Annotated in this window: 1 protein-coding gene; it reads right to left on the reverse strand. The window is 77.1% G+C overall.

The annotated features are described in order from the left end of the window. On the reverse strand, window positions 1–4,807 hold a 4,807-nt coding region (locus ABTY20_RS34790; protein ID WP_352001147.1), incomplete at both ends, for a type I polyketide synthase.

The raw sequence follows: 4,807 nt of genomic DNA on the forward strand, positions 1-4,807 counted from the left end.
GGCGAGGCGGCGGGCGACGTGGGCGCCGAGGGCGCCGGTGCCGCCGGTGATCAGGGCGGTGCCCTCGGGGGCGAACCGCCGGGGGGCGGCGCCCTCGGGCGCGGGGTGGTGGGCCAGGCGGCGGGCGTAGGTGGCGGAGGCGCGGACGGCGAGGTCGCTCTCCTCGCCGGGTTCGGCCAGGAGGTGGGCCAGGCGTCGTACGACCTGGGTGTCGAGGTGTCCGGGGAGGTCGACGGCGCCGAAGCGGCGCTCGGGGTGTTCCAGGGCGGCGACCCGGACGAGGCCGCGCGCGGCGGCCTGGCCGGGGTGGGCGAGCCGGTCGGCGCGGCCGGTGGAGACGGCCCGGCGGGTGAGGACCCACAGCGGGGCGTGGATCCCCGCGTCCCCGAGGGCCTGTACGGCGACGGCCGTGGGCAGCACCCCGCCGAGGCCGGCGGGGTCGTCGGAGTCGTCCGCGCCGAGGGCGAGCAGGGACAGGACACCGGTGAAGCCGCCGTCGGGCGCCGGGAGTTCCCGCAGGAGGTCGGCGAGGTCCGTGCGGTCCCGGCCGTCGGTGGTCACGCGTACGGCGTGCAGACCGAGGGCGTCCGGCAGTCCGGCCGCGTCGGTGTCGGCGCCGGGTCCGGTGGCCGGGAGCAGGACGAGCCAGGTGCCGGCCGGCCGCGCGGTGGGGGCGCCGTCCAGCGGCTTCCACACGGCGCGGTGGCGGCGGGCGTCGGCGGCGGCCCGCTCGGTGCGGCGGCGCCGCCACGCGGACAGGGCGGGCACGAGCGCGGCGAGGGTGTCGTCGTCGAGGCCCAGGTCGGCGCCGAGGGCGGGCAGGTCGGCGCGCTCGACGGCGGACCAGAACGCGGCGTCCGCGCCGTCGGCCGGACCGGCCGCGGTCGCCTGGGCGGGCCCGTGGGCGGTGTCGGGCCAGTAGCGGCTGTGCTGGAAGGCGTAGGTGGGCAGGTCGACGCGGCGGGCGCCGGTGCCGTGCAGGACGCCGGACCAGTCGACGCGGGCGCCGTGGACGTGGACGCGGGCCAGGGCGGCGGTGAGCGCGGCGACCTCGTCGCGGTCGCGGCGCAGCGCGGGCACCGCGGTCGTCTGGGCGTGTGCCGGCGTGCCGGTGTCCTCGACGGCGTCGAGGACGTCGCGGACGGCGGCGGACAGGGTGCCGTCGGGGCCGATCTCCAGGAAGGCGGTGTGGCCCCGCCGGGCGAGGGCGCGCACCGCGTCGGCGAAGCGGACGGTGGCGCGGACCTGCCGCACCCAGTGGTCGGGGGTGCGCAGCGCGTCGGTGTCGGCGGGCTCGCCGGTGACGGTGGACACCAGCGGGATGGACGGCGGGTGGTAGGTGAGGCCGCGGGCGACCCGTGCGAACTCGTCGAGCACGGCGTCCATGTGCGGCGAGTGGAAGGCGTGGCTGACGCGCAGGGCGCGGGTCCTGCGGCCGTCCCCGGCGAGCCGGGCGGCGAGCCGGGTGACGGTCTCCTCGTCGCCGGACAGGACGACGGAGCGGGGCCCGTTGACGGCGGCCAGGGAGACCCGGTCCTCCAGGCCGTCCAGCAGCGGCAGCACCTCGTCCTCGGCGGCCTGTACGGCGACCATGGCGCCGCCGGCCGGCAGGGCGGCCATGAGGCGGCCCCGGGCGGCGACGAGGGTGCAGGCGTCGTCCAGGGAGAGGACGCCGGCGACGTGGGCGGCGGCGATCTCGCCGACGGAGTGGCCGGCGACGGCGTCGGGGACGGTGCCCCAGGACTCGACGAGCCGGTAGAGGGCCACCTCGAGGGCGAACAGGGCGGGCTGGGTGTGGGCGGTGTCGTGCAGGAGGACGGCCTGCGGGGTGCCCTCCTCGGCGAACAGCACGTCCCGCAGCGGGCGTTCGAGTTCCTGGTCGAAGCGGGTGAGGACGGCGTCCAGGGCGTCCGCGAAGACCGGGTACCGGCCGTACAGTCCGCGGCCCATGGCGGCGCGCTGACTGCCCTGTCCGGTGAACAGGAAGGCGAGGCGGCCCCGGGAGGGGGCGCCGGTGACGAGGGCGCCGTCGGGGGTGCCGTCGCGCAGGGCGGTCAGGGCGCGCAGGACCCCGTCGCGGTCGCCGGCCAGGACGGCGGCGCGGTGTTCCAGGGTGCCGCGGGTGGTGGCCAGGGAGTGGGCCACGTCGAGCAGCGGGACGTCCGGGTGGGCCTCGGTGTGGTCGAGGAGCCGGCCGGCCTGGGCGCGCAGGGCGGGGGCGGTGCGGGCGGACAGGACCAGCGGCACGCCGGCCGGCAGGGTGGCGGGGTCCGTGGCGGGCGCGGTCCCCGGCTGCTCCGCGTCGGGGGTCTCGGGGGCCTGTTCGACGACGGTGTGGACGTTGGTCCCGCTCAGACCGAAGGAGGAGACGGCGGCGCGGCGGGGCCGGCCGGTCTCGGGCCAGGGCACGGTGTCGGTGACCAGCTCGATGGCGCCGGAGTCCCAGTCGACGTGGCGGGAGGGGGTGTCCACGTGCAGGGTGGGCGGGACGGTGCCGTGGCGCATCGCCATGACCGTCTTCATGACGCCGGCGATGCCGGACGCCATCTGGGTGTGGCCGATGTTGGACTTCACCGAGCCGAGCAGCAGCGGCCGGTCGGCGGGCCGGCCCTGTCCGTAGGTGGCGAGCAGCGCCTGCGCCTCGATGGGGTCGCCGAGCGCGGTGCCGGTGCCGTGTCCCTCGACCACGTCGACGTCGGCGGCGGACAGTCCGGCGTTGGCGAGGGCCTGGCGGATCACCCGCGCCTGGGCGGGGCCGTTGGGGGCGGTGAGGCCGTTGGAGGCGCCGTCCTGGTTGACGGCGGAGCCGCGGATCACGGCGAGGACGGGGTGGCCGTTGCGGCGGGCGTCGGAGAGCCGCTCGACCAGGACGAGGCCGACGCCCTCGGCGAGGCTCATGCCGTCGGCGCCCTCCGCGTACGCCTTGCAGCGGCCGTCGGGGGCCATGGCGCGCTGGCGGCTGAAGCCGGTGAAGGCGCTGGGGGTGGCCATGACGCTGACGCCGCCGGCGAGGGCGAGGGTGCTCTCGCCGTTGCGCAGCGACTGGCAGGCCAGGTGCAGCGCGACCAGGGATGAGGAGCAGGCGGTGTCCAGGGTGACGGCCGGGCCCTCCAGGCCGAAGGTGTAGGCGAGGCGGCCGGACAGCACGCTGGAGATGGTGCCGGTGATGAGGTGGCCCTCGGCGCCCTCGGTCGAGGCGCCGCCCGCCGTGTAGTCCTGGTAGCTGGCGCCGATGAAGGTGCCGGTGAGGCTGCCTCGGAGGGTGGCGGGGTCGATGCCGGCGCGTTCCAGGACCTCCCAGCCGGTCTCCAGCAGGAGCCGCTGCTGCGGGTCCATGGCGAGGGCCTCGCGCGGCGAGATGCCGAAGAAGCCGGCGTCGAAGTCGGCGACGTCGTGGAGGAAGCCGCCCTGGGTGGAGTAGGTGGTGCCGGGCTTGTCGGGGTCGGGGTCGTAGAGGGCGTCGGCGTCCCAGCCGCGGTCGGCGGGGAAGCCGCTGATGGCGTCGCCGCCGGAGGCGACCAGGTCCCACAGGTCCTCGGGGCTGGTGATGCCGCCGGGGTAGCGGCAGCTCATGGCGACGACGGCGATGGGCTCGTCGTCGACGGCGGCGGTGGCGCGCACCGGTCCGCCGTCCTCGGTGCCGGGGCCGCCGAGGAGTCCGCGCAGGTGCGCGACGAGGGTGAGCGGGTCCGGGTGGTCGAACACGAGGGTGCTCGGCAGGGTGAGGCCGGTGACGGCGGCGAGCCGGTTGCGCAGGTCGACGGCGGTGAGCGAGTCGAAGCCGACGTCGCGGAAGGCGCGGCGCTCCGACAGCACCTCCGGGGAGGCGTGGCCGAGGACGGTGGCGGCCTCGGAGCGGACCAGGTCCAGCAGGAGGCGGTCCTGTTCGCCCGCGGGCAGCGCGCGCAGCCGGGCCGCGAACTCGCCGCCGTCGGCGGCGCGGGCCCGGGACTCCTCGGTCAGCCGCCGTACGTCGGGGACGTCCTCGAACAGGTGGGTGGGCCGCGAGGAGGTGAACACCGGGTGGTAGCGGTCCCAGTCGACGTCGGCGACGGCGAGGACGCCCTCGTCGGCGTCGAGGGCACCCTGGAGTCCGGCGAGGGCCGGTTCGGGGTTCATGAAGACCAGTCCGCTGCGGCGGATCTGGCCGGGGTCGACGCGGCCGAGCTCCATGTCGTCGGCCCAGATGCCCCACGAGATCGCGGTGGCGCGGGCGCCGCGGGCGCGGCGGTGCTCGGCGAGCGCGTTGAGGTGGGCGTTGGCGGCGACGTACGCGGCGTGCCGGCCGCTGCCCCACAGGCCGGCGGTGGACGAGTAGAGGACGAACGCGTCGAGCTGGTCGTCGTCGAGGAGTTCGTCGAGGTGGGCGGCGCCGGCGGTCTTGGCGTGCACGACCCTGGCGAAGGCGTCGAGGCCGGTCTCGTCGATCGACCGGAGTTCGATGACGGCGGCGGTGTGGAAGACGCTGCGGACGGTGCGGCCCTCGGCGGCGAGCCGGTCCAGGAGCGCGGCGACGGCGTCCCGGTCGGTGACGTCGCAGGTGGCGACGGTGGCGGTGCAGCCGCGTTCGGCGAGGTCGGCGACGAGTTCGGCCGCTCCGGGGGCGCTCTCGCCGCGGCGGCTGGTGAGCACCAGGTCGCGGGCGCCCCGGTCGGCGAGCCAGCGGGCCAGGTGGGGGCCGAGGGTGCCGGTGCCGCCGGTGACCAGGACGGTGCCGCGCGGGCTCCAGCTCATGTACTGCATCTCCTCGGTGTCCGGGCCCGGGTGGTAGTAGGGCGGCAGACCGGACTCGAGGTCCTTGTCCGGG

It is taken from the genome of Streptomyces sp. NPDC126497 (assembly GCF_040302425.1).
Classification (GTDB): domain Bacteria; phylum Actinomycetota; class Actinomycetes; order Streptomycetales; family Streptomycetaceae; genus Streptomyces.